This window comes from Actinomadura xylanilytica (genome assembly GCF_030283145.1).
Taxonomy (GTDB): domain Bacteria; phylum Actinomycetota; class Actinomycetes; order Streptosporangiales; family Streptosporangiaceae; genus Spirillospora; species Spirillospora xylanilytica.
The window spans coordinates 599,155-619,945 of sequence record NZ_JASNWE010000001.1 but is presented as its reverse complement, the minus strand read 5'-3'; the positions used below and the strand labels follow the sequence as shown (position 1 = coordinate 619,945).

Sequence of the window (20,791 nt, the reverse complement as noted above, 5' to 3'; positions counted from 1 at the left end):
GTTCCCTCGTAGCCTCGAGGGTCTCGCGGAGGACCGACACGTCTGGGGAGACTCGTGCTTACCGGCTTCATGCACCTGATGTCGTTCCTCGGCAGCGCCGCGTTCTACGCGCCGCTGCTGATGATCGTCTACTGGTGCGTGAGCCCTCGCGCGGGCGCGCGGATCGCCGTGGTGCTGTCCCTCGGGTCGGTGCTCAACACCATGCTGAAGCTGGTGTTCCATGCGCCCCGGCCGTACTGGACCGACCCGTCGGTCATCGGGCGGGAGCCGATCGACTCGTTCGGGATGCCGTCCGGGCACGCGCAGAACTCGGTGGTGGCCTGGGGAATGGCCGCCGCGCGGGTCCGGCGGCGGCCGGTGTGGGCGGGCGCCGCGGCCGTCGTGGTGCTGATCGGGGCGTCGCGGGTCTACCTCGGCGTCCACTCGCCGGGGCAGGTCCTGGCCGGCTGGGCGATCGGCGCGGCGCTGCTGGCCGCCGCGCTGGTGCTGGAGCCGCTCCTGGTGCCCTGGTGGGCGCGGCGTCCGATCGGGGTCCAGCTCGCGCTCGCCCTCGCCGTCTCGACCGGCTTCCTGGCGGGCGCGCAGGCGGCGCTGGAGGCGCTGCGCGACTGGACGTGGCCCGCCGCGTGGGAGCGCGCGATCGCCGCAGCGGGCGGCGGCGTCCACCCCCTCACGCTCGACGAGTGCGCGGCGGCGTCCGGCGGGCTGTTCGGCCTTCTCGCGGGGCTGTCGCTGCTGGCCCGGCGCGGCTGGTTCCGTCCGGCGGACGGGTGGTGGCGGCGGCCGGCCGCGCTCGCCGCGGGCCTGGCGGGCGCGCTGGCGATCTACACCCTCGGGCTGTTCCTCGGCACCCGGCCGGTGCCGGGATTCGCCGTCCATGCGCTGCTCGGGCTGTGGATCGCGGCGGGGGCGCCGGAGACGTTCGTCCGGCTGCGGCTGGCCGCCCGCCCGGCGGGCCGCCCCACCGGCGGGGCCACCGGCGGGGCCACCGGCGGGGCCACCGGCGGGGCCGGCGGGATCACGCGCGCCGTCACCCGGGCGGGTGGGGAACGCGCCGGGCAGCGGCCATAGAATCGGCACATCATGGCTCCTCCGCAGATCTCTCCCAGCATCCTGTCCGCCGACTTCTCCCGGCTCGCCGACGACGTCGCGAAGATCGCCGACGCCGCCGACTGGGTGCACGTCGACGTGATGGACAACCACTTCGTGCCGAACCTCACCCTCGGCCTGCCGGTCGTGCGGTCGCTGCTGGAGTCCAGCCCGCTCCCGCTCGACTGCCACCTGATGATCGAGGACCCGGACCGCTGGGCGCCGGAGTACGCCGAGGCCGGCGCCGGCAGCGTGACCATCCACGCCGAGGCCGCCAAGGCGCCGGTCCGCACCCTGCGCACCATCCGCGCCGCCGGGGCCCGCGCCGGGCTCGGCGTCAACCCGGCCACGCCCGTCGAGGGCTTCGAGGACCTGCTCGGCGAGATCGACATGCTGCTGCTGATGACGGTCGAGCCGGGCTTCGGCGGGCAGCCGTTCCTCGACGTGGTGCTGCCGAAGGTCCGGCGCGCTCGCGAGCTGATCAGGGGCCGCGATCTGCCGGTGTGGCTCCAGGTCGACGGCGGCGTCAGCGCCGCGACGATCGAGCGGTGCGCCGAGGCCGGCGCCGACGTGTTCGTCGCGGGCAGCGCCGTCTACGGCGCCGAGGATCCGGCCGAGGCCGTCCGCAAGCTGCGGGCCCAGGCCGAAGGGGCGGCCACCGGGTGATCGTGCCCTGCGCCGCCGTCCTGTTCGACGTGGACGGCACCCTGGTCGACTCGACCCCCGTCGTCGAGCGCGCGGCCCGCCGCTGGGCCGCCGGCTACGGCATCGACGCCGACGCCTACCTCTCGGGCGCGCACGGCCGCCGCACCTCCGACCGCGTCGCCGAGTTCCTGCCGGCGTCCGAGGTCCGTGCGGCCACCGAGCGGCTCGACGCCCTCGAGGCCGCGGACACCGACGGCATCACCGCGCTCCCCGGCGCGCTGGACCTGCTGGCCGCCATGAGCGGCCTGCCCTGGGCCATCGTCACGTCCATGGACCGGGGCCTGCTCGCCGCCCGCTCGGCGGTCGCGGGCGTCCCGCTGCCACGGGTCGCCGTCACCGCCGAGGACGTCGCGGACGGCAAGCCCGACCCGTCCGGCTACCTGCTGGCCGCCCGCCGCCTCGGCGTCGACCCGGCCGGCTGCGTGGTCGTGGAGGACGCGCCCGCGGGCATCGCGGCGGGCCGCGCCGCCGGGGCCACCGTCCTGGCGGTCGGCACCAGCCACGATCCCGCCGAGCTCGGCGGGGCCGACCTGGTCGTCCCCGACCTCACCTCCGTCCGCGCCACGGCCCGGGGGCTCAGCGTCTCCGGTGCCGCGCCTCCTTCAGGCGGTCAGCAGTAGAGGCGGACGGTCTTGCTCTTATGGGTCGACGTGCCGCCGTGCGTGACGTAGATCTTGGTGCGGAAGGAGTGCTTCTTCCCCGTCGGGCAGTTCTTGACGAGGGTGACCCGGTCCCGGCCCGTCCATTTCTTCGCCGTGAAGTCCTTCCAGTGCTTGTTGACGTACACCTGGATCGTCGCGCGGAACTTCCAGGTCCCGTTGCAGGCGGTCGTGGATTCGGCCTTCGCCGCGACCCTGTACCGGCTGCCGGGCTTGATCCTGGCCGGCTTGCTGAGGTGGGTGCCGCACCCCTTCAGCTGCACGGCCTGCGCGGATGCGGCCGGCGCCGGCGCCGGCGGGGCGTCGGCCTGCGCCATCGCGGGGGCCGCGAGGGCGCCCGCCGGGATCGCGGCGGCCAGTGCCAGCGCCGCCGTCCTCGTCGTCCAGGTCATGGGGGAACTCCTTCGGTGAGCGGGCGTGGAATTCGACATCGGCCGACTCTATAAAGGCGGATTATCCCTTGGCTATTCGCTGATTATCGCGGGCAGTTCCGGTGCGCAACGAATGGCGGACGAAACGGTGGGGCCGCGCCGCCCGGGCCCGCCGTGCCCGCGTCCGCCGCCGGCCAGCGCCGGACGCGGCCCGGACGCGGGCCGGACGTGCCGGGTGTGTCCGGGGGATGCCCGCTCCCGAAAAACCTAGCGAGCGCTTGTTTGGCCAAATGTGGCCGTGGGCAGTCTCACATGGGAACGGGAATGCACGGCATGGCACACTGGTTGCGAAGCAGTGAAACGCGTGCTCCGGGGTCGGTGCAATTCCGAACCGGCGGTGACAGTCCGCGACCCGGCCGAAGCCATCGGCCGGTTGACCCGGTGGAACTCCGGGACCGACGGTGAAAGTCCGGATGGGAGGCAGCGCGCTGTAGGCCCCTGCATTGGGGTGGCCGCACCCATGGCACGTCCCCCGGAGCCCGTTCGCACCCGCGAATGAGGAGGCCCGGGAGATGTTCACCGGCATCGTCGAGGAACTCGGCGAGATCGTGGCGATCGAGCCGCAGGGCGACTCGGTCACCGTCACGGTCCGCGGACCGCTCGTCACGCGCGACGCCGTCCACGGCGCCTCGATCGCCGTCAACGGCGTCTGTCTCACGGTGGTGGACGTCAAGGACGAGACCTTCACCGCCGACGTCATCAAGGAGACCCTCGGCAAGTCCGCCCTCGGCGCGCTGGAACCCGGCTCCAAGGTCAACCTGGAACGTCCGGTGCGGCTGTCGGACCGGCTCGGCGGGCACCTGGTGCAGGGCCACGTCGACGGGGTCGGCGAGATCATCTCGCGGGAGCCGGGCGAGCGCTGGGACCTGGTCACCATCGGCCTGCCGGACGGGCTGTCCCGCTACCTGGTCGACAAGGGCTCCATCACCGTCGACGGCATCAGCCTCACCGTGGTCGAGGCCGGGGCCGACCGGTTCAGCATCGCGCTCATCCCGACCACGCTCGCGCTCACCACGCTCGGCCACAAGGGTCCCGGCGACCCGGTCAACCTCGAGGCGGACGTGGTGGCCAAGTACGTCGAGCGCATGATCGGCGACCGGGAGACCCCCCATGGGCTGGATTGACGCGAGCTTCTCCCTCTTCGGAGAGCACATCCTGTGGACCGACCTGGCGGGCAACGCGCTCTCGCTCGCCGTCGTCTGGCTCGCGATGCGCAGGACGCTGTGGACCTGGCCCGTCCAGCTCGCCGGCGCGCTGCTGCTGCTCGCCGCCTCGCTGCACGCGCACGTCCCCGGCAACGCGCTCAAGCAGGTGCTGTTCTGCCTGCTGGCGGCGTACGGCTGGACGATGTGGACGCGCGGCCGGCGCGCCGACCGCGGCCTGCTGGTCCGGCAGGCCACCGTGCGCGAGCGGGTGGTGCTGCTCGCCGCGCTGGTGGGCGGCACGGTCGTCGTCGCCGAGCTGTTCACCCACCTGGACTGGCTCCAGGTCGCCTGGTCCCCCTGGGCCAACGCCTACATCTTCGTCGGCAGCGCGGTCGCGACGTTCGCGCAGAGCCGCGCCCTCGTCGACTTCTGGGTCATCTGGGTCCTGGTCGACCTGGTGGGCGTCCCGCTGGCCTTCAAGTCCGGGCTGTACGTCTCCGGTGCCGTCTACGGCATCTTCTTCCTGATGGTGATGATCGGGTTCCGCGACTGGCTCCGGGAGTCCCGGACGCACGGCGCGCCGAACCCACGGAACAAGGCGGTGGCCCTGTGAGCCCCAGTACGACCGACGGGATCTTCGACTCCATCGAGGACGCGATCGCCGACATCGCGGCCGGGCGGCCGGTCGTGGTGGTCGACGACGAGGACCGGGAGAACGAGGGCGACATCATCTTCGCCGCCGGCGCGGCGACGCCCGAGCTGCTCACCTTCACGATCCGCCACACCAGCGGGGTGATCTGCGTCCCGATGGAGGGCGCCGACCTCGACCGGCTCCAGATCCCCCTGATGACCGCGCAGAACTCCGAGCGGATGCGGACCGCCTACACCGTCAGCGTGGACGCCCGCGACGGGGTCAGCACCGGGATCTCCGCCGCCGACCGGGCGCGGACGATCCGCGCGCTGAGCGACCCGGCGACCGTGCCGGGCGAGCTGGTGCGGCCCGGCCACATCTTCCCGCTGCGCTACCGCGAGGGCGGCGTGCTGCGCCGCCGCGGCCACACCGAGGCCGCCGTCGACCTGGCCCGGCTCGCCGGGCTGGCCCCCGCGGGCGTCCTCGCCGAGGTCGTCAACGAGGACGGCACCATGGCGCGGCTGCCCGAGCTCCAGGTGTTCGCCAAGGAGCACCGGCTCCGGCTGATCTCGATCGAGCAGCTCGCCGAGCACCGCAAGCGGCACGAGCCCATGGTCCGGCGGGTCGTGGAGACCCGGCTGCCCAACCGGTACGGGGAGTGGCGCGCGGTCGGGTTCTCCGGCGACGTCGACGGCGGCGAGCACGTCGCGCTGGTCCTCGGCGACCTCGGCGACGGCGGCGACGTACTGGTCAGGGCGCACTCCGAGTGCCTCACCGGCGACGTCCTGCACTCCGAGCGGTGCGACTGCGGCACCCAGCTCGACGCGGCCATGGAGCGGATCTCCGCTGAGGGCCGCGGCGTGCTGCTCTACCTGCGCGGCCACGAGGGCCGCGGCATCGGCCTGCTGGCCAAGCTCCGCGCGTACGCGCTCCAGGACACCGGCTCCGACACCGTCGACGCCAACCTGGAGCTCGGGCTCCCCGCCGACGCCCGCGAGTACTCCAACGCCGCGCACATGCTGCGCGACCTCGGCGTCCGGTCCGTCCGGGTGCTGACCAACAACCCCGCCAAGCTCAGCGGCCTGGAGGGCTACGGCCTGGAGGTGCTCGGCCGCGAGGCGCTGCCCTCGGTGGTCACCGAGCACAACCGCCGCTACCTGACGGTCAAGCGCGACCGTCTCGGACACCGGATCGAGGGCCTCTGATGAGCGGGGCGGGACGTCCCGAGGATCGCGTCGTCGACGCGCGCGGCCTGACGCTCGGCATCGTGTGCACCCGCTGGCACGGCCAGATCACCGACCGGCTGCTGGAGCGCGCGCTCGAGGCGGCCAAGGCGTGCGGGGTGGACGAGCCGGTGGTCGAGCGGGTGGCGGGCGCGCTGGAGCTGCCGGTCGTCGCGCAGCAGCTCGCCCGCGACCTGGACGCCGTGGTCTGCCTGGGTGCGGTGATCCGCGGCGCGACCGCGCACTTCGACTACGTGTGCGACTCGGTCACCGCGGGCGTGACCCGGGTCGGGCTGGACGCCGCGACCCCGGTCGGCAACGGTGTGCTGACGTGCGACACGGTCGAGCAGGCGCTGGAGCGCAGCGGGCTGCCCACGAGTTCCGAGGACAAGGGCTGGGAGGCCGCGGTGGCGGCGCTCGACACGGCGCTGACCCTGCGCCGGCTGCGGGACCGGTGACCCGCCGGGGCCCGATCGGCGGGGGTGAGGCCGAGCACCTGCGGGTACGGCGTAGGATCTGACGTGGAGATCCGCCCCGGACGGTGCCGTCCGGAGGGCCGGGTAGTGATCACCGCCCGGCCGGGGGGTGAGGACGTCGAGCGGGACGGGAGGCGACTGTGACCGCACGCTGTACGGCACTGACCCTGCGAGGTCCGCGGCATCACGGTCACGCCGGGCGCGCGCCGGAGCATTTCTAGCGGGGCCACGGGGGCGCAGGCCCCCGGCGACCCGCGCATCCGAGCTCCGCACGTCCCGGATTCCCACCGATCCCACCGAAAGGCTTCATCGTGCTGTCTCTCGTCCTGCCCAAGGGCTCCCTCGAGAAGGCGACCACGGCGCTGTTCGACGCCGCCGACCTCACCGTCCGGCGCGCGTCCGACCGCGACTACCGCGCCTCCATCGACGATCCGCGCATCGACCGGGTGCGGGTGCTGCGCCCGCAGGAGATCCCGACCTACCTCGAGCAGGGCCTGTTCGACCTCGGCATCACCGGCCGCGACTGGATCACCGAGACCGACGCCGACGTGGTGAGCCTCGGCGAGCTCCAGTACTCCAAGGCCACCTCCGACCCGGTCAAGGTGATCATGGCGGTGCCGAACGACGCGCCCTGGCAGAAGGTCTCCGACCTGCCCGAGGGCGTCCGGATCTCCACCGAGTTCCCGGCGATGACCGCCCGGTTCCTGGACAAGCACGGCGTCAAGGCCAAGGTCGTCCCGTCCTACGGCGCCACCGAGGCCAAGGTCCCCGACATCGTGGACGTGATCGTCGACCTCACCGAGACCGGCTCCTCGCTCCGCAAGAACGGCCTGCGCATCCTCGACACGCTGCTCACCAGCTACACCGAGCTGGTCGCCAACCGCGAGGCGTACGAGAACCCGGAGAAGCGCGCCGCGATGGAGGACGTCTCGCTGCTCCTCCAGGGCGCCATCCGCGCCCGCGGCAACGTGCTGCTCAAGCTGAACGTCGCCCAGGCCGACCTGCGCGCGGTGCTCGACATCATGCCGTCGATGTCCTCGCCCACGGTCACCTCGCTCGCGGGCGGCGACCACAACGCGGTCGAGTCCGTGGTCGCCAAGCGCGGCGTCAACACGCTGATCCCGGCGCTGAAGGCCGCGGGCGCGCACGACATCCTCGAGATCCCCATCTCCAAGATCGTTGACTGACGCGCCGGCGCTTCCGGTGGTGTGGCGCCCGCGCACCACCCGGATCGTCGCCTACGCGACGGCGGGCGTGGTGGTGCTCGGCATGGTCGTGCTCGCCGTGGTGGTGGCGCCCCAGTTCAAGCTGTTCGACCGGGTGCTGATGGTGCTGTTCGCGCTGGGCGCGGCCTGGGTGCTGCACATGCTGGCCCGCTGCCGCGTCGCGGCCGACGCGTCCGGCCTGACGGTCGTCAACGCGTTCCGCACCCGCCGGCTGGAGTGGCCCGAGGTGGTCGACGCCGACATGACCGTCGGCGAGCCGTGGCCCACTCTCGACCTGGCCGACGGCACCTCGCTCGGCGCGATGGGCCTCAACGGCGCCGAGCGCGACCGCTGCGCCGGGCAGCTCGCCGAGCTCAGGGCCCTCCTCGTCCGACATGGCGAGACCACCGGCCCCGGCCCCGGCCCCGGCGCCTGAGGCCGCGGCCCCGCCTGCCCCGTCCGCTCTGCCCGCCCCGCCCGGCCCGACGATCTCGTCCGGCCGGGCGGGGCGGGCTAGCGGCGGGTGCGGAAGCCCCAGTTGAGGATCTTGGTGGCGTCGGTGAAGCGGGTCCGCTCCCGGGCGGCCGAGCTGGCGAGGACCACGCCGACCAGGGTGCGCCCGCCTCGGCGGGCGGCGAACAGCAGGCAGTGGCCGGCCGCCCTGGTGGTTCCGGTCTTGACGCCGGTGGCGCCCCGGTACGAGCCGAGCAGGCGGTTGGTGCTGGTCCAGCGGTAGGCGTGGTGGCCGCGGGTCGCGCCGAGCCGGTAGGTGCGGCGGGCGGCCACGGCGCGGAAGTCGGCCCGCCTCATCGCCGCGCGGCCGAGCCGCACCTGGTCGCGGGCCGTGGACGAGGTCGAGCGGGCGGTGGGCCACGGCAGGCCGTCGAAGTTGGCGTAGCGGGTGCGGGTGAGGCCGAGCCGCCGGGCGGTGCCGTTCATCTTGCCGACGAAGCCGCGCCGGCCGGGCCCGTAGGCGTCGGCGAGGGCGTACGCGGCGTCGCAGCCGGAGGGGAGCATCAGCCCGTAGAGGAGTTGGCGGGCGGTGAGCCGGTCGCCCGCGCGGAGCGCGGCCGTGGTGCCGCCGTGGCGGCGGGCGTAGGCGATGTGCTTCCTCTTGATGGTGATGGTCCGGTCGAGGTGGCCCGCGCGGAGCACGACGAGCGCTGTCATGACCTTGGTGAGGCTGGCGATGGGCCGCCTGGTTCCGGCGGCGCGGGCCCACAGGGCGCGGCCCGTCCGGTCGTCGACGAGGTAGGCGGACCTGGCGCCGATGCCGGACGGGCCGGCTGCGGCCGTCCTCGTGGTGGAGGTGCCCGTGGTGGCCGTGCCCGCGGCGGGTGTGCCCGTTGGGGCGGTGCCCGCTCGGGCGGCGGCCGGTGCGGGGACGAGCAGGAGCGGCGCGGCCGTGAGCACCGCCGCCGCGGTCCGGTGTGCTGACCTCATGACGTCCCCGTTCACCTCGTTGGCGGTAGGAGATTCGCAGTTCGCAGGGGTGGCGGCAAGCGCCGCCGGGCGGCATGGCCAAGAATTGGGGGAGCGGTCAGGCGGTGATGAGGGTGGCGGTCCCGGCGCCGATGAGCGCGACGGCCCAGACCCGGTCGAGGTTGAACCAGGCGTGCCGCAGGACGGCGAGCCCGACGACCTCGTACACGGTGACGGCGATGGCGCCAGCGACGGCGAACATCGCCAGGGTGTGGACGCCGGTGACGAACACGCCGGTGGAGAGCGCGCTCCCGGACGCCGCGCCGAACCCGTGCCCGTGGCCGTGCCCCTGCCCGGCCGGGGCGTCCGAGGTGAGCAGCGGCAGCAGCATCAGCCCGGCGCCGTGCATCGACGACATCAGGAACGACCATCCGGCGAGCTGCCGGAGCGACAGCTTCATCCCGACCCACCGGAAGTGCCGCCGCGACAGCAGGTGCCACAGCCCGAACCCGACGAGCAGCGCGCCGCCGGCGATCGCGACCACCTGGGTCGCGACCACCGAGCGGGTCAGCACCACCAGGACGGCCACGGCGCCGACCGAGGCGGCGTGCCCGGCGGCGATGGCCGGCAGCGCCTGCATGACGCGGGCGCGGCTGCGCTCCTGGAGGCCGCGCGCGACGGCGAACAGCCAGCCCATGCCCGGGTTGAGCCCGTGGAAGGCGCCGAGCGCGACGAGGGCGGCGAGCGATCCGTCCCTCACGTCACGGGTAGCAGTAGGAGTCGGACGAGGCGTCCCCGCCCTGGAGCCGGGTCTGGTGCGGACGCAGCCCGCGCCAGGCGTCGCCCTGCGGGAAGAACCGCTCGTCGAAGGCGAGGCCGCCGGCGGTGGAGTCGAGCTTGGCCATTCACGCGCCGACGCCGTCGGGATAGAACTGGTCGTCCCAGGAGCCGTAGAGCGAGTTGGTCACGTACACGCGGCGGCTCTCGGGAGGCGCCGCGACCGCGTCGCGCGGGGAGGCGTAGAAGGTCGAGTCCGGCTTCCAGAGTGCCATGGGGGGATCCTCACTTCACCGTGACTGGATGGCGGGCGATCGCACCGAAGAGGTAACCGAGGGTGTTGTGCGGCACGGTGGCGGGCTGGACGGCGCCGGTCTCGTCGGAGGCCCGCGCGAGCAGCTCGTGCCGGCCCGGCGCCGCCGGCCGCCACGGGAACTCCCAGCGCACCCAGCCCCGGGCGGGGACGGGGCCGCGGGTGCGGGCGCGGTGCCAGGTCGCGCCGCCGTCCGCGCTCACCGACACCGCGCGCACCCGCCCGCCGCCCGACCACGACCGGCCGTGCAGGACGTGCGTGCGGCCCGCGCGGAGGGTGGCGTCCCACGGCAGCTCGAACGCGCTCTTGAGGTTCATTCGGGTGAGCGGGGCGCTGCCCTCGGGCGGGTGTCCGGGGCCAAACATCCGGTAGAAGCGCGTGTTCCACGGCGAGGAGAGCGGCGTGTCGGACACCTGGATGTCGCCGACCCACTTGATCGAGGCGATGCCCACCCAGGACGGCACGACGAGCCGGACGGGGTGCCCGTGGTCGGGCGGCAGCGGCGCGCCGTTCATCTCGTACGCCAGCAGCACGTCCTCGAGCGCCTTGGCGACCGGGAGCGGGCGCCGGACGTGGCCGAGGTCCTCACCGTTGTCCACGTACTCAGGGTCGAGGCCGCGGGGCATGATGTCCACTGCCCGGCGGGTGATACCGGCACGTTCCAGGACGGCCGACAGCCGCACCCCGCGCCAGTGCGCGACGCCGACGGCGCCTAGCCTCCACGCGGTGCCGGAGACCGCCTGCCCCTGCTGCGAGGTGAACAGGCTGCGCCCGTTGCCGGTGCACTCGATGAACGCGGTGACGGTCTCGGCGCGCATGGCGAGCAGGTCGGCGTAGGAGAACTCGATCGGGCGGTCCTCGCCGGGGGAGCCGCGCAGCCCGGTGCCCCACAGCCTCAGCCGCCAGGTGCGGGCGTCGATGAGCGGGGTGGAGACGTGGTTGCGGACGAAGAACCGGTCGACCGGCGTGACCGGGCCCTGCCCGCGCATCGCCTCCCAGCGCATCTCGGCGTTGGTGCCCTGCGGGACGAACAGCTCGGGCGGCAGCGGCTTGACGATGCCGGACACGGTCGACGCGGTGGACGGTTCGGACGGCGCGGTCGCGAGCCTCGCCGGGCGGCCCCCGGCGGCGGTCGCGGCGGGCCCGGCGGGCCCGGTGGCGCGGGAGGTTCCGGTGGCGCGGGCGGTTCCGGTGAGGGCGGCGCCCAGCCCGGCGCCGGCGGCGCCCGCGGAGAGCCGCAGCAGCCCGCGCCGGGTCAGCGCGTCGGCCTGCCGGTCGGGCCCTCCCGGGGTGGGCGCGGGTGGGTGGACGAGCTCGTCGGCGAGGTCGCGATCCATGCCCCTGATGCTGCTGAGGGCGGCCGTGAAAGTCAACTTTCCCTACTGAGTTAAACGGATTATTGTGCGACAAATTCGGTCTGGTCCGCCCATGTGAGGCGAGTGGTCCGCTGAGTAGCCTGAGTCGTGTGGCGCACATTCGGACGACGGCCGCCTCGCCCGCCGAGCTGGCGGGCCTGCTCGAGCGGCACGCCTACCTCTGCGACGACGGCCTGGCCACCGCGTGCTTCCTGGCGCTGCGGATGGGCCGCCCGCTGTTCCTGGAGGGCGAGGCCGGGGTCGGCAAGACCGAGCTGGCCAAGACCCTCGCGGCGGTGCTGGACGCGCCGCTGATCCGGTTGCAGTGCTACGAGGGCCTGGACGCCTCGCAGGCGCTGTACGACTGGGACTTCCCCCGGCAGCTCCTGCACCTGCGCGCCGCCGAGGCCGCCGGGGTCACCGACGTCGCCCGCCTCGAGGGCGAGCTGTACCACCGGCGCTTCCTGCTTGCCCGCCCGCTGCTCCAGGCCCTGGAGACCACGCCGAGCGTGCTGCTGGTCGACGAGGTCGACCGGGCCGACGACGAGTTCGAGGCGTTCCTGCTGGAGGTGCTGAGCGACTTCACCATCTCGGTGCCCGAGCTCGGCACCGTCCGGGCCGAGGCGCCGCCCGCCGTGGTGGTGACCTCCAACCGCACCCGCGAGGTCCACGACGCGCTCAAGCGCCGCTGCCTCTACCACTGGCTGGAGCACCCCACCTTCGACCGCGAGGTGGCCATCATCCGGCGGCGCCTCCCGGACGCGGCCGGGCGGCTCGCCGGGCAGGTCGCCCGCGCCGCCCAGCGGCTGCGCGCCGCCGACCTGCTCAAACCGCCCGGGGTGGCCGAGACCCTCGACTGGGCCGAGGCCCTGGTCGCGCTCGGCGCCCGCGACCTCGACCCGGGCACCGCCGCGGTGACGCTCGGCACCGTGCTGAAGTACCGCGAGGACCAGCAGCGGGTGCGCGCGGCCGGGCTCGGCGCGCTGCTCGACGGGGGCTGACCGTGGACGCCGGGCGGGACGTCACCGAGACGATGGTCGGCTTCGCCCGGACGCTGCGCGCCGCCGGCTGCCCCGCGGACCCCGAACGGGTCCGGGCGATGCTCGGCGCCCTCGACCACCTCGACGTGCTGGCCCCGGCCGACGTCTACTGGGCCGGCCGGCTCACGCTGTGCGCCGACCCCGCCGACCTGCCCCGCTACGACCGCTGCTTCGCCGCGTACTTCTCCGGCGCCACCGCCCGGCCCGGCCGTCCCGCGCCGCCCCCGCCGACCCTGCGCCGCACGCTCACCGACGGGGCCCGTCCTCCCGCGCCGGACGGCGCGGACGACCCGGAGGTCGGCACCGCCGCCGCCAGCGACGTGGAGGTGCTCCGCGACCGTGACGTGGCGCGGCTCGGCGCGGCCGAGCGGGCCGAGGTCGGACGGCTCATCGCGCTGCTGGACGCCGCGACCGAACGGCGCAGGTCGCGCCGGTTCGAGCCGGCGCCCACCGGCCGTCCCGACCCGGCCCGCACTGTCCGGGAGACGCTGCGCCGGGGCGGCGAGCCGGCGCCGCCCCGGTACCGCGCGCACCGCACCCGGCCGCGCAAGGTGGTGCTGATCGTGGACGTCAGCGGCTCGATGGGGCCCTACGCCGACGCGCTGCTGCGGTTCGCGCACGCGGCGGTCCGGTCCGGCGGCCGGTCGGTCGAGGCCTTCAGCGCCGGGACGCGGCTCACCCGGCTCACCCGCGAGCTGCGGCACCGCGACCCGGACGCGGCGATGGCGGCGGCGTCCGCGGCGATCCCCGACTGGAGCGGCGGCACCCGGCTCGGCGCGGAGCTCAAGGAGTTCCTCGACCGGTTCGGGCAGCGCGGCCTGGCCCGCGGCGCGATCGTGGTGATCGCCTCCGACGGTTGGGAGCGCGGCGACGCCGGGCTGCTCGGCGAGCAGATGGCCCGGCTGCGGCGGCTGGCCCACCGGGTCGTGTGGGCCAACCCGCACCGGGCCCGTCCCGGGTACGAGCCCCTCACGGCGGGGATGGCCGCGGCGCTCCCGCACGTCGACGACTTCACCTCCGGGCACAGCCTGGCCGCCCTTGAGGACCTGGCCCGCCTGATCGGCGGCGGACGCGTGAGGGGGAGCGCACATGCGCGACGTGCTCGGTGACATCGCCGGCTGGTACGCGGCCGGCGAGACGTTCGGCCTGGCCACCGTGGTCAACACCTTCCGCAGCGCGCCCCGCCAGCCCGGCGCCGCGATGGCGGTGTCGGCCGCCGGGGAGGTGGCCGGCAGCGTGTCGGGCGGCTGCGTCGAGGGCGCGGTGTACGAGCTGGCGCGGTCGGTGCTGGAGAGCGGCCAGGCCGTGGTGCGCCGGTACGGGGTGAGCGACGACGACGCGTTCGCCGTCGGGCTGACCTGCGGCGGCATCCTGGACGTGCTGGTCGAGCCGGTCGGCCCCGCGGCCTTCCCCGAGTTCGCCGCGGTCGCGGCCTCGATCGAGGCGCGCGAGCCGGTCGCGGTCGCCACCGTGGTCGCCGGTCCGGGCCGGGTCGGCGCCCGCCGGGTGGTGTGGGCGGACCGGTCGGCGGGCAGCCTCGCGCCCGGCGAGCCGCACGCGGCCCGGCTCGACGCCGCCGCCGACGACGACGTGCGCGGCATGCTCGCCCAAGGCCGCACCGGGCAGCGGCACTACGGGCGCGAGGGCGAGCGGCGGCTGGACGACCTCGCGGTCTTCGTGCACTCCTTCGCACCGCCGCCCCGGCTGCTGGTGTTCGGCGCGATCGACTTCGCGGCGGCCGTCGCCCGCGTCGGCGCGTTCCTCGGCTACCACGTGACGGTCTGCGACGCGCGGCCGGTGTTCGCGACGGCCAAGCGGTTCCCCGAGGCCGACGAGGTCGTGGTGAAGTGGCCGCACAGGTTCCTGGAGGAGGTCCGGGAGGACGCCGCGGCGGGCATCGACGCCCGCACCGCGATCTGCGTGCTGACCCACGACCCGAAGTTCGACGTCCCGCTGCTGGAGGTCGCGCTCCGCACGCCCGCCGGGTACGTCGGCGCGATGGGCTCGCGGCGCACCCACCGGGACCGGCTGGCCCGGCTGCGCGAGGCGGGCCTGACCGGCACCGAACTGTCCCGGCTGCGGTCGCCGATCGGGCTGGACCTGGGCGCCCGCACCCCGGAGGAGACCGCGGTGTCCATCGCGGCCGAGCTCGTCCAGTTCCGCTGGGGCGGCTCCGGACGGCCGCTCACCGAGACGGGCGGACGCATCCACGCCGGCGTCCGCGGCGGCGCCGGGACCGGCGGCGGGACCGGCGCGGCACCTGACGGCCCCCGGTAAACGCTGGTCGGTCCGGGTGAGGAGGGCTACCCTCGGTCGATGACCCTGCACGGTGAGGAGCCCCCGGCCGGCCTGCTGCTGGCCGCGGGGGAGGGCAGCCGGCTCGGCCGGCCGAAGGCCCTGGTGGAGCTGGACGGCGAGCGCCTGGTCGACCGGGGCGTGCACATGCTGCGGAGCGGGGGCTGCTCGCCGGTGCTGGTGGTGTCCGGCGCCGCGCAGATCGAGGTGATCGGCGCGGTCGTGGTGCCCAACGCCGAGTGGCGCACCGGCATGGGCTCGTCGCTGCGCGCCGGGCTCGCCGCGCTGCCGCCGGCCTGCCCCGCCGTGATCGTCGCGCTGGTCGACCAGCCCCGGATCACCTCCGCCGCCGTCGCGCGGCTGATCGAGGCGTACGAGGCGGGCGCCCGCGTCGCGGTCGCGACCTACGGCGGGAAGCCGCGCAACCCGGTGCTCATCGGGGCCGAGCACTTCGCGGCCGTGGCCGGGGGAGCGGCGGGAGACGTCGGCGCGCGCGCGTTCCTGCGCGCCAACCCCGGGCTGGTCACGCACGTCCCGTGCGACGGGGTCGCGGCGCCCGACGACATCGACACCCCGGGCGACCTGGCCGAGTTCAGGGGCCAGGACGCCCGCTGACCGGGTCTTCGGCCGGGGCCGCTGACCGGCGCGGTCAGGCGCTCTCGGGGAGCGTCCCCTCGGGGAGCGCGCTCTCGTCGAGGGCGCCGCAGTCGACGGCGCGGCGCAGCCGGTCGACCAGGGCCCGGACCGTCGCGGGCTCGTCCACCACCCCGTGCCCGCCCACCGCCGCCCGCTCCTGCCAGGCCCGGACGCGGCCGATCACGTCGTCGACCCCGGACAGGTGGAAGGCGTAGACGGCCGCGTACCGGCTCGGCAGGTGCGCCGGATGCAGGTCCCAGCCCTGGTAGAAGCCGTGCCGCAGCGAGTGCCGCACCTGCGCGGCGTGCACCGCCCACGCCTCGTTGACCTCGTCGGGGCCGTCGTTGCGGGGGATCACGTTGCTGGAGCCGTCCGACAGCCGGATACCGGTGCCGGCGAACGCGACCTGCATCACGTGCCGGGCGAAGTCGCACGCGGGATGGTCGAGGCGCTGCTCCTCGGGCGGCAGCCCGCAGGCGGCGGTGTAGTCGAACACGCCGAAGTGCGCGGCGGTCATCCGGCCGCCGGCGGCGCCGGCGATGGCGCGCAGCCCGGTCCGGCCCTCGTGGTCGATGATCGCCTCGGCCGTCTCCACCTGCACCTCGAAGCGCAGGATGCCCGCGGGCAGCCCGAGCGAGGTCTCCAGCCGGTCCAGGTACTCCACGAACAGCGCGACGTGCTCGGCCATCACCACCTTCGGGAAGGTGATGGTGAACCCGCCGGGCAGCCGGCCGAGCCGGTCGCGCAGCGCGGTGAGGAACCCGTCGAGCGTCCGCATCGCGCGCTCGTGGCCGCCGTCGGCGAACGACTTGACCCGCAGCCCCCAGTAGTGCGGGAGCGTCTTGGCCTGGTAGGCGGTGCCGATCTCCTCGACCACCTGCCCGATGTGCGCGTCCTCCTCGGCGTCGGGACGCGTCCCGTAGCCGTCCTCGAAGTCGATGCGGACGTCCTCGACCGGCTCGTGCGCGAGCTTGGCCGCCACCCGCTCGCGGACCAGCCCGGCGATCTCGGGGTCGATGCCGAACGCCCCGCCGAACGACCCGGCGCCCGGCGTGTGCGTGTTGAGGAGACGCAGCGCCTCGGCGCCGTACTCGGCGGGCGTCGAGTGCGCGAACCGGTCGGCCGGGATGTACACCGTGTGCACCGGCTGCCGTCCGGTGGCCGCCCCCGGGAAGTGCAGCCGATGCTCGTCGCGGACGGCGGAGACGCGCGCGGACAGGTCGTCGATCGAGGAGACGCTCAAGTTCACCCCGCCATGATCCCCCAAGATCGGGCCCCATGGGGAGTCCCGGCCCGGCCCGATCGGCCGCTCACCGCGGCGGCTCCGGGCGGCTCCCGTCCTCGGCCAGCGCGAGCAGCGCGGCGGTGAAGACCTCGGCCGGCGGCTCGACCAGCCCGGCGCCGACCTGCCCGGTGCCCGCCTCCCGTCCCGCGATGCCGGTGTCGATGACCGGCAGGATCCCGGTCCGCACCACCCGGGTCGCGTCGATCCCGGCCGGGGTGCCCCGGAAGGACAGCAGCGGGATCTGGAGCGCCGGGTGCTCGGCCAGGGTGATCTCGTACATCCGCTGCGTCGCCGCCACCGCGTCCGGCACCTCGCCGCCGACGAAACGCACGATCGCGGGCGCGGCGGCGAGCGCGAACCCGCCCATCCCCGCGGTCTCGGTGATCGCCGAGTCGCCGATGTCGGGGTTGGCGTCGTCCGGCCCGTACGCGCCCAGGTACAGCCCGTCGGGGACGCCCGCGGGCCCGGTGAACCAGCGGTCGCCGGTGCCCGAGAGCTGGATCCCGAAATCGGTGCCGTTGCGCGCCATCGCCACCACCAGCCCGGACCCGGGCACGCCCCGCGCGGCGTCGGCCGCCGCCTTCGCCGCCGCCATCCCCGCGTTGAGGAAGAAGTGGTCGTTGCCGCCCGCGAACCGGAACACCTCGGCGACCCGGTCGCGGGGCGCGTCGGCGGCGGCGAGGTCGGCCGCCAGCTCGCGCACCAGCAGCGCCGTCGCCGCCCGGTTGCGGTTGTGCAGCTCGTCGCCCATCTGGAGCGCCTGCGCCATGATGGACAGCAGGTCGACCGGGCCGTGCCGGCGCACCGCCTCGCGCAGCAGCGGGCCCAGCCCGGCGCCCATCCAGCGCAGCCGCTCGATGACCTCCGGCCCGTACGCCCCGTACCGCAGCACCTTGCCGAGGCCCTCGTTCAGCGAGCAGTACGCGGTGCCGCCGTGCTCGGCGTCCCGCACCACCAGCATCCACATCGACGGGCTCACCACGCCCGCCATCGGCCCCACCGTGCCGTGGTGGTGGCACGGGTCGAGCGTCGCGGCACCGCGCGCGAGGGCGCCGGCCGCCTCCTCCGGCGTCGCGACGAGCCCTTCGAGGAGCATCGCCCCGATGAGCGCGCCCCGCATCGGCCCGGACGCGCGCTCCCACTCCAGCGGCGGTCCCGCGTGCAGGAACGTGCCCGGCTCCAGCCCGAGGACCTCCCCGGCGGGCCGCACGTCCACCAGCTCCGGCCGCGCGGTCAGCATCCGCCCCACGGCGAGCGCGTCGGCCGCGGCCTGCCCGGGGCGTCCGAGCACCGCCGCCAGCGCCGCCTCGGTGCCCGGGGGCGGCGGTCTCCAGTCGACGCCCTCCACCGGCACGGCCTGCTGGACGAGCGCGTCGGCCAGCACCCCGACGCCCGCCGCGACGACCCGCGGCTCGCGGTTCAGCAGACCGCCCAGCCGCTGCCCGGTCCCACCCATCTACGCCTCCCCCTCGGCCCCCGCCACCGCCCGCACCGCGTGCCGGGCGGCTTCGGCGTTGGACGCGAACACGTCCGCGCCCGCGTCGCACAGCGCCGCCGCCTGCCGGTCGCGGTCCTGCGGATCGGCCGGCGTCCCGCACAGGGACACCACCGCCGCCAGGTCGCCACGGTCCCGTAGCGCCGCGGCGAGCACGGGCGCGAGCGCGCCCGCCGGATCGGGGTCGGCGCCGAACCCCAGCACCACGTCGAGCAGCAGCACCCCGCAGCCCGGATCGGCGGCCTGGTCGGCCAGCGCCTCCAGCCGCAGCGTCGGGTCGATCATCGGATGCGCGCGGCCCCGGGTGTAGGCGTCGTCGCCGTAGTCGACCAGCCGGTGCCCGCCCGCCTCCAGGTCCCAGCCGAGCAGGTCGCGCGCCACGGCCTCGGCCTCGGCGCGCAGCGTCCCGCCGGCGAACAGCCCGCGCAGCGCCCGCCCGCTCTCGCCGCCCCGTCCGCCCCGTCCCGCCCCGTCCCGGCCGGACGCGAGCCAGCGCGGCCATTCCGGCACCGGCCGGCCGAGCGCCGCCAGCGCCCGTTCCGCCGCCCGGGTCAGATCGTCCTCGCCGGGCGCCGGCAGCGCGAACACCACGGGGGTGTCGAGCCGCCGCGCCGCCTCCCGGATCAGATCCGCGGTTCGCGGCGCCGGAGGCTTGGACACCAGCATGATCAGCTCGGTCGCCGGATCGGCGTCCAGCGCGGCCAGCGCGGCCAGCGACGACCGGCCGCTCACCTCGGTCGACAGGTCACGCCCGCCCACCCCGAGCACATGGCTCACCCCGACGCCCGCCGCGTCCAGCAGGCACATGAGCTGCTGCGCGCCCGTGCCGGACGCCGCCACCATGCCCACCGGGCCCGGCCGCACCGCGTTCGCGAACCCCAGCCCGGCGCCGCCGACCACCGCGGTCCCGCAGTCCGGCCCCATTACGATCAGGCCGCGCCGCGCCGCCTCCTCCTTGAGCGCGACCTCCTGGCCGACCGGCACGTTGTCACTGAAGATCATCACGTTCAGGCCGGCGTTCAGCGCGTCCATCGCCTCGGGCACCACATGCGGGCCCGGCACCGACAGCAGGGCGATGCCCGCGTCCGTCCGCGACGCCGCCGACGCCGTCGTCCGCGCGGGCGGCGGCGCCCCGAACAGCCCGGCGCCGTCCGCCGCCGGCTCGCGTCCGCGCAGCAGCCCGTCCAGCGCGTCCCTGGCCCCGTCGAGCGCCTCCTCCGCGCCCGCCCGGATTGCCACCACCAGGTCGCCCGGCCCCGTGCCCCCCGGCACCGCGAACCCCATCCGGGCCAGCACCTCCAGGTTGAGCCCGGTGCCCATCGCGGCCATCGCCTCGGTCACCCCGTCCCGCCCCACGATGCTCCGGCTCACCCGCATCAGCGAAACCGAGTCGCGGTAGGCCCCCCGCCGAACCTCAACCCAATCTGTGTCTCCTGCCGTTCCTCGCTCGTCAGTCCAGGCGGCGCCGCGCCCCTCCACCTCGCTCATGCTGTGTTCCCCGCTCGGCTCCAGGGCGCTTTTGGGCGCCGCCTTCCCTCCTTGCTCCTTCGTCGCTCGTCAGTCCAGGCGGCGCCGCGCCCCTCCACCTCGCTCATGTGCTCCCCGCTCGGCTCATGCTGTGGCCCGGTGGGAGTGTTCGGTGGCGGAGGCGAGGGCGAGGGTGGCGCGGGAGCCGGCCAGGACGCCCCAGGCCAGGTCGGCGCCGGAGGTGTGGCCGACCGACAGCAGCCGGCGGACCGCCGCGGCGGGTGCCTCGTGACCGGCGACGCCGCGCAGGACGGCGGCGACCTCGGCGCCGGCGCCGCCGGCCGCGGCGCAGTGCAGGAGGGTGGCCGACAGCGCGGTGGTGCGGGTGCCCGCGTCGGCGGTCACCGCCGCGCCGAGCCAGTCGGCCAGCCACACCGCCGTGCCGCCGGGCCGGACGGCGCCGCCGAGCAGCCGCAGCGAGACCAGCATGCCGGACAGGATGTCGTCGCCGCTCGGGGTGAGGCCGGGCCCGAGGCCGACGATGCGCTCGGCGGCCTCGACCGCGCCCGCCAGGTCGCCGGCCGCGCAGCGTTCGGCGAGCTGGAGCGGGTCGGGGTGGCCGGCCAGGCCGCCCCCGGTCATCCCGGCGGCGGTGAGGGAGTTCTCCAGCGACCGCAGGCCGCGCGCCAGGGCCGGCGGCGACATCGTGCCGAGCGCGGGGGAGGGGGCCCACCAGCGGCGGACCCGCACGTGCAGGCCGGCCGCCTCGACGCGGCCGTCGCCGACCCAGGCCTCCAGGCCCTCGCGGATCCGGTGGAAGGGACGGTCCCGGCGCTCGGCCACGACGACGACGGCGTTCGGCGGACGCACCGCGTCGGAGGTGACGACCGCGACCACCCGGGGCTCCTCGGGGCCGCGCAGCTCCAGGTACACCGCGGTCGGGAAGACCGCGATCACCCGCGCCGGGCGGCGTGGCGGGTCGAGTACCGGGCGCAGCATGAGGCTCGCGGCGCCGGCGGCGGGGGGACGCGGTCCCGGCCGTGCCGTCAGCGGGATCGGCTCGCGAACGAGGGCGGTCACTGGTCCTCCCGAAGCCGCTGTCGATGCCGGTCGCAGGCCGTCCGCCGTCGGGTCCCCGGCCT

General features: G+C 75.4%; 23 protein-coding genes and 1 riboswitch. Of the genes, 13 read left to right on the top strand and 10 right to left on the bottom strand.

Translation table 11 applies throughout. The features are described from left to right. Positions 1–54: 54 nt before the first annotated feature. From QP090_RS02895 to QP090_RS02885, 3 genes are read left to right on the top strand one after another with little or no spacing between them, the layout of a single operon-like run. A complete protein-coding gene (locus QP090_RS02895; protein ID WP_285936869.1) occupies positions 55–1,071 on the top strand; it encodes a phosphatase PAP2 family protein in 1,017 nt (338 codons plus the stop codon). A 12-nt stretch (positions 1,072–1,083) separates the two neighbouring features. Continuing rightward, positions 1,084–1,755: a ribulose-phosphate 3-epimerase gene (rpe, locus tag QP090_RS02890; RefSeq protein ID WP_285936868.1), complete on the top strand. Its 672-nt coding sequence runs from the start codon at positions 1,084–1,086 to the stop codon at positions 1,753–1,755. Next, on the top strand, positions 1,752–2,414 hold the full coding sequence (locus tag QP090_RS02885) for an HAD-IA family hydrolase (protein ID WP_285936867.1): 663 nt from the start codon (positions 1,752–1,754) through the stop codon (positions 2,412–2,414). Before rpe ends, QP090_RS02885 begins: the two co-directional genes overlap by 4 nt. Here QP090_RS02885 and QP090_RS02880 read toward each other — a convergent pair. Further along, positions 2,405–2,845 carry a hypothetical protein gene (locus QP090_RS02880; protein WP_285936866.1) on the bottom strand — a complete coding sequence of 147 codons (441 nt, stop codon included), beginning with the start codon at positions 2,843–2,845 and terminating at the stop codon, positions 2,405–2,407. The genes QP090_RS02885 and QP090_RS02880 overlap by 10 nt on opposite strands. Positions 2,846–3,184: 339 nt before the next feature. Further along, positions 3,185–3,315: riboswitch (FMN riboswitch) on the top strand. Between the two features lie 81 nt (positions 3,316–3,396). On the opposite strand from QP090_RS02880, the gene QP090_RS02875 reads away from it, so the two are divergent. The 6 genes from QP090_RS02875 to QP090_RS02850 all read left to right on the top strand — a co-directional run bounded on the left by QP090_RS02875 (position 3,397) and on the right by QP090_RS02850 (position 8,000). Continuing rightward, entirely contained in the window at positions 3,397–4,008 is a 612-nt protein-coding gene (locus QP090_RS02875) for a riboflavin synthase (RefSeq protein ID WP_285936865.1), read from the top strand. Then, entirely contained in the window at positions 3,995–4,642 is a 648-nt protein-coding gene (locus tag QP090_RS02870; protein WP_285936864.1) for a nicotinamide mononucleotide transporter family protein, read from the top strand. Before QP090_RS02875 ends, QP090_RS02870 begins: the two co-directional genes overlap by 14 nt. Continuing rightward, positions 4,639–5,865, top strand: coding sequence for a bifunctional 3,4-dihydroxy-2-butanone-4-phosphate synthase/GTP cyclohydrolase II (locus QP090_RS02865; protein WP_285936863.1), 1,227 nt, complete (start codon positions 4,639–4,641; stop codon positions 5,863–5,865). Before QP090_RS02870 ends, QP090_RS02865 begins: the two co-directional genes overlap by 4 nt. Then, on the top strand, positions 5,865–6,341 hold the full coding sequence (gene ribH, locus QP090_RS02860; RefSeq protein ID WP_285936862.1) for a 6,7-dimethyl-8-ribityllumazine synthase: 477 nt from the start codon (positions 5,865–5,867) through the stop codon (positions 6,339–6,341). The genes QP090_RS02865 and ribH overlap by 1 nt, the downstream gene beginning before the upstream one ends. Positions 6,342–6,670: 329 nt before the next feature. Next, complete coding sequence (gene hisG, locus QP090_RS02855) at positions 6,671–7,546, top strand: ATP phosphoribosyltransferase (protein WP_285936861.1); 876 nt, start codon at positions 6,671–6,673, stop codon at positions 7,544–7,546. Further along, positions 7,539–8,000 carry a PH domain-containing protein gene (locus tag QP090_RS02850; RefSeq protein ID WP_285936860.1) on the top strand — a complete coding sequence of 154 codons (462 nt, stop codon included), beginning with the start codon at positions 7,539–7,541 and terminating at the stop codon, positions 7,998–8,000. Before hisG ends, QP090_RS02850 begins: the two co-directional genes overlap by 8 nt. 77 nt (positions 8,001–8,077) lie before the next feature. Here QP090_RS02850 and QP090_RS02845 read toward each other — a convergent pair whose 3' ends face one another. The 5 genes from QP090_RS02845 to QP090_RS02830 all read right to left on the bottom strand — a co-directional run bounded on the left by QP090_RS02845 (position 8,078) and on the right by QP090_RS02830 (position 11,413). Further along, entirely contained in the window at positions 8,078–9,007 is a 930-nt protein-coding gene (locus QP090_RS02845; RefSeq protein ID WP_285936859.1) for a D-alanyl-D-alanine carboxypeptidase family protein, read from the bottom strand. 97 nt (positions 9,008–9,104) lie between these two features. Then, on the bottom strand, positions 9,105–9,746 hold the full coding sequence (locus QP090_RS02840) for a hypothetical protein (RefSeq protein ID WP_285936858.1): 642 nt from the start codon (positions 9,744–9,746) through the stop codon (positions 9,105–9,107). Position 9,747: 1 nt separating this feature from the next. Then, the gene (locus tag QP090_RS37505) at positions 9,748–9,891 is read right to left on the bottom strand and encodes a hypothetical protein (RefSeq protein ID WP_349666470.1); all 144 of its coding nucleotides are present in this window, start codon (positions 9,889–9,891) and stop codon (positions 9,748–9,750) included. Then, the gene (locus QP090_RS37500) at positions 9,892–10,038 is read right to left on the bottom strand and encodes a hypothetical protein (protein WP_349666469.1); all 147 of its coding nucleotides are present in this window, start codon (positions 10,036–10,038) and stop codon (positions 9,892–9,894) included. Between the two features lie 10 nt (positions 10,039–10,048). Beyond that, positions 10,049–11,413, bottom strand: a complete 1,365-nt coding sequence (locus QP090_RS02830) for a sulfite oxidase (RefSeq protein ID WP_285936857.1) — start codon at positions 11,411–11,413, stop codon at positions 10,049–10,051. A gap of 128 nt (positions 11,414–11,541) precedes the next feature. Between QP090_RS02830 and QP090_RS02825 the strand changes: the two genes are divergently transcribed. The 4 genes from QP090_RS02825 to QP090_RS02810 are packed head-to-tail and all read left to right on the top strand — an operon-like array spanning position 11,542 to position 15,381. Then, positions 11,542–12,432 (top strand): AAA family ATPase, encoded by an 891-nt coding sequence (locus tag QP090_RS02825; RefSeq protein WP_285936856.1) that lies wholly within the window; start codon positions 11,542–11,544, stop codon positions 12,430–12,432. A 2-nt stretch (positions 12,433–12,434) separates the two neighbouring features. After that, on the top strand, positions 12,435–13,580 hold the full coding sequence (locus QP090_RS02820; protein WP_349666468.1) for a vWA domain-containing protein: 1,146 nt from the start codon (positions 12,435–12,437) through the stop codon (positions 13,578–13,580). After that, positions 13,561–14,748, top strand: coding sequence for an XdhC family protein (locus tag QP090_RS02815; protein WP_285936855.1), 1,188 nt, complete (start codon positions 13,561–13,563; stop codon positions 14,746–14,748). The genes QP090_RS02820 and QP090_RS02815 overlap by 20 nt, the downstream gene beginning before the upstream one ends. 39 nt (positions 14,749–14,787) lie before the next feature. Further along, the gene (locus QP090_RS02810) at positions 14,788–15,381 is read left to right on the top strand and encodes a nucleotidyltransferase family protein (protein WP_285936854.1); all 594 of its coding nucleotides are present in this window, start codon (positions 14,788–14,790) and stop codon (positions 15,379–15,381) included. Between the two features lie 34 nt (positions 15,382–15,415). Here the strand turns inward: QP090_RS02810 and QP090_RS02805 are convergent, their stop codons facing one another. From QP090_RS02805 to QP090_RS02790, 4 genes are all read right to left on the bottom strand, one after another. Then, positions 15,416–16,651, bottom strand: coding sequence for a DUF6986 family protein (locus QP090_RS02805; RefSeq protein WP_285936853.1), 1,236 nt, complete (start codon positions 16,649–16,651; stop codon positions 15,416–15,418). A gap of 61 nt (positions 16,652–16,712) precedes the next feature. After that, the gene (locus tag QP090_RS02800) at positions 16,713–18,143 is read right to left on the bottom strand and encodes a YlbE family protein (RefSeq protein WP_285936852.1); all 1,431 of its coding nucleotides are present in this window, start codon (positions 18,141–18,143) and stop codon (positions 16,713–16,715) included. Further along, the gene (locus QP090_RS02795) at positions 18,144–19,670 is read right to left on the bottom strand and encodes an AllF/FdrA family protein (RefSeq protein WP_490393311.1); all 1,527 of its coding nucleotides are present in this window, start codon (positions 19,668–19,670) and stop codon (positions 18,144–18,146) included. 123 nt (positions 19,671–19,793) lie between these two features. Then, positions 19,794–20,729 carry an oxamate carbamoyltransferase subunit AllH family protein gene (locus QP090_RS02790; RefSeq protein WP_285936850.1) on the bottom strand — a complete coding sequence of 312 codons (936 nt, stop codon included), beginning with the start codon at positions 20,727–20,729 and terminating at the stop codon, positions 19,794–19,796. Positions 20,730–20,791: the final 62 nt, after the last annotated feature.

Bases quoted from the DNA above. Each gene is read 5' to 3' on its own strand.
- QP090_RS37505 (WP_349666470.1), bottom strand. From the start codon at position 9,891: ATGGCCAAGCTCGACTCCACCGCCGGCGGCCTCGCCTTCGACGAGCGG.
- QP090_RS02810 (WP_285936854.1), top strand. From the start codon at position 14,788: ATGACCCTGCACGGTGAGGAGCCCCCGGCCGGCCTGCTGCTGGCCGCG.
- QP090_RS02880 (WP_285936866.1), bottom strand. From the start codon at position 2,845: ATGACCTGGACGACGAGGACGGCGGCGCTGGCACTGGCCGCCGCGATC.
- QP090_RS02845 (WP_285936859.1), bottom strand. From the start codon at position 9,007: ATGAGGTCAGCACACCGGACCGCGGCGGCGGTGCTCACGGCCGCGCCG.
- ribH (WP_285936862.1), top strand. From the start codon at position 5,865: ATGAGCGGGGCGGGACGTCCCGAGGATCGCGTCGTCGACGCGCGCGGC.
- rpe (WP_285936868.1), top strand. From the start codon at position 1,084: ATGGCTCCTCCGCAGATCTCTCCCAGCATCCTGTCCGCCGACTTCTCC.
- QP090_RS02870 (WP_285936864.1), top strand. From the start codon at position 3,995: ATGGGCTGGATTGACGCGAGCTTCTCCCTCTTCGGAGAGCACATCCTG.
- QP090_RS02830 (WP_285936857.1), bottom strand. From the start codon at position 11,413: ATGGATCGCGACCTCGCCGACGAGCTCGTCCACCCACCCGCGCCCACC.
- QP090_RS37500 (WP_349666469.1), bottom strand. From the start codon at position 10,038: ATGGCACTCTGGAAGCCGGACTCGACCTTCTACGCCTCCCCGCGCGAC.
- QP090_RS02875 (WP_285936865.1), top strand. From the start codon at position 3,397: ATGTTCACCGGCATCGTCGAGGAACTCGGCGAGATCGTGGCGATCGAG.
- QP090_RS02795 (WP_490393311.1), bottom strand. From the start codon at position 19,670: ATGAGCGAGGTGGAGGGGCGCGGCGCCGCCTGGACTGACGAGCGAGGA.
- QP090_RS02815 (WP_285936855.1), top strand. From the start codon at position 13,561: ATGCGCGACGTGCTCGGTGACATCGCCGGCTGGTACGCGGCCGGCGAG.
- QP090_RS02800 (WP_285936852.1), bottom strand. From the start codon at position 18,143: ATGGGTGGGACCGGGCAGCGGCTGGGCGGTCTGCTGAACCGCGAGCCG.